The sequence below is a fragment of the Actinosynnema sp. NPDC023658 genome (assembly GCF_040639995.1).
GTDB lineage: Bacteria > Actinomycetota > Actinomycetes > Mycobacteriales > Pseudonocardiaceae > Actinosynnema.
The window spans coordinates 1-2204 of record NZ_JBFAAX010000907.1; the positions used below are offsets into that span (position 1 = coordinate 1).

Sequence of the window (2204 nt, forward strand, 5' to 3'; positions counted from 1 at the left end):
GACGAACCAGTTGATCGTGCCCCTGTTCCACCACTCGATGGCGTAGCTGTGGTAGCCGGTGGAGGCGTCGAATCCGAGGTTGATGATCGTCTCGTGGCTGCCGACGCCGTTGGTGAAGTAGTTGGTCTGCATCTGGGTGGTGTTCTTGCCGAGGATCTCGATGTCGATCTAGTCCCACGGCTGGTTGTCGCTCGGCCCGGTGTAGGTGAAGAACGACGTCACCGTGCCGGGGCGTTTGACGGCCATCATCCGCACCTCGAACCGGCCGTACGAGTACAGGTCGTTGGAGCGGAACTCGCCGGAGGCGTAGGGCTTGCCGGAGCAGCCGCCGGAGCACGTGGCCTTGTCCAGGTTGATGCCCGTGACGCCGCCGTTGTTCCAGACGTGGTCCGCGCGCCAGCCGACGTTGAACATGCTGCCGTTGCTCCAGCCGTCGGCCTTGTGCCAGCGGCTGGTGTCGAACCCGTTGAACTGGTCGACGAAGCTGCCACCGATGGCGGCGTTGGCGGTGGGAGCGAGGTAGACGGCGGTGAGGGCCATGGTCGCGGTGAGGGCGAGCGTTCGGATCAGGCGTTTCATTGGCTGCTCCGGTTTCTGTAGGCGACTGTCGGCGGCGGTACACCGCAGGCGGGGATTGCGTGCGCCGCTGGGAGCGCTCCCACAGTTGTGATCAACGGTCTGCGCTGTCAACCTCGGAGAACCGATCGACACCGTCTCGTAACGTCGAAATCCGATTCGTTCGAGGCCCTACAGGCCCGGGTGCGTTGGGAGCCGGTCCCGTACCCGTGCGGGGACGGCCTCATGCCTGGTCAGGGTCCAGGCCCGCCAAGCCGCAGGAAGATTAGCAGCTGTATGTCATATTTGCCCCGGTGACTGACGAGAAGAAGATGGCCGGAAAGCTGAGTCGAGCGATCCAGTCGATAACCTGGTTGTCTGTCACGGTCCCGGGGCTCGAAAAGCGCGGAAAAGTGAAGAGAACCGTTCCGTTGCGGTCCGACAAAACCAGACGCACGACGACCCAGGCATCTCCGTCGTCGGTCGAGAAGAACCGTGACAACAGCTCTGCCGTCCCGTCGGAGCGAAGTCTGAGGGTTGGGCCCTTGTCCAGGGTGCCGCCTACGAGCCCGGACAGCTTGCAATCGCCACTCCTGAGAGGAGCGCCCCATGTGAGGTCGAAAGCTTGAACGGCAAGGGTGTCCAGCTTTTCCTCCGACTCCCGCTCCTCTGTCGATGCGCTCAGGACTTCCTCTCGCTTGAGAACGGTCACCACGGCCTCGGTTTCGGTGGTCTCACCGTTGTTTGACTGCGCCTCATCGGTCATTGTGATCCTCCGTGATGAGATTTGTCGCTGTCGCCTGTAGCAGGTGGATCATCCGCTGTCGACGCCCGCCACAGTCCTGACCTGGCGAAACCATGACACCGGGCCAGTCGCACGTACAAGAGGAGTAGTCCCGCATCACCTGTTTGGCTGAAGACCGTCGCCCGGCGCAGTCCTGATCGACTTCAACCTCAGGCCACCTTTGCGCGCGGTGCGCCGGGCGAGCACCTGCTTGGTCGCGAATCAGATCCACTTCCATGACAACCTGCCGTTGTCGTACCAGGGGCGGAAGGGATTGGTATGACCGACCCGAGGGTTGACCGCTCGTCGGGTCGGCGCACGAGGCCGCGCGTCCGGTGTGGACGGCCCGTGGTCGTGACCGGCGCGCTGACTACCATCGCCGGAGGTGCCGGTTCGGCCCGACGGACTGGGGGTCCAGGTGATTCCGTTCCACATCGACGTTCCCGATGCCGAGCTGGCCGACCTGGGGGACCGGTTGCGGCGCACCCGGTGGCCGGACGCGGAGCCGGTCGGTGACTGGTCCCAGGGCGTGCCGCTCGCGTACCTGCGCGAGCTGTGCGAGTACTGGGCGACCGACTACGACTGGCGTGCCACCGAACGCCGGTTGAACGCGTTCCCCCAGTTCCGCACGGAGATCGACGGGGTCGGCATCCACTTCCTGCACGTGCGGTCACCGCACGAGAACGCGCTGCCGCTCGTGCTCACCCACGGGTGGCCCGGCTCGGTGCTCGAGTTCGAGAAGGCCATCCGCCCCCTGACCGAGCCCGACGTGGCGACACCGGGGTGCGCCGCGGCCAACGCCCGCAGGAACGTGCTCTTCCCCGCGCCGCTCGCGCCCACGACCCCGATCCGACCGACCGGCAGC

2 protein-coding genes and 1 pseudogene are annotated in these 2204 nt (G+C 65.3%); 1 reads left to right on the top strand and 2 read right to left on the bottom strand.

Features of this window, described 5'->3' with window-relative positions:
• A pseudogene (locus tag AB0G02_RS36240) lies at positions 1-579 on the bottom strand (family 16 glycosylhydrolase); the annotation flags it as partial.
• A 262-nt stretch (positions 580-841) separates the two neighbouring features.
• Positions 842-1321 (bottom strand): DUF6294 family protein, encoded by a 480-nt coding sequence (locus AB0G02_RS36245; RefSeq protein ID WP_360803816.1) that lies wholly within the window; start codon positions 1319-1321, stop codon positions 842-844.
• A 403-nt stretch (positions 1322-1724) separates the two neighbouring features.
• On the opposite strand from AB0G02_RS36245, the gene AB0G02_RS36250 reads away from it, so the two are divergent.
• A partial coding sequence (locus AB0G02_RS36250) for an epoxide hydrolase N-terminal domain-containing protein (RefSeq protein ID WP_360803819.1) occupies positions 1725-2204 on the top strand: 480 nt, incomplete at its 3' end.

Bases quoted from the DNA above. Each gene is read 5' to 3' on its own strand.
- AB0G02_RS36245 (WP_360803816.1), bottom strand. From the start codon at position 1,321: ATGACCGATGAGGCGCAGTCAAACAACGGTGAGACCACCGAAACCGAG.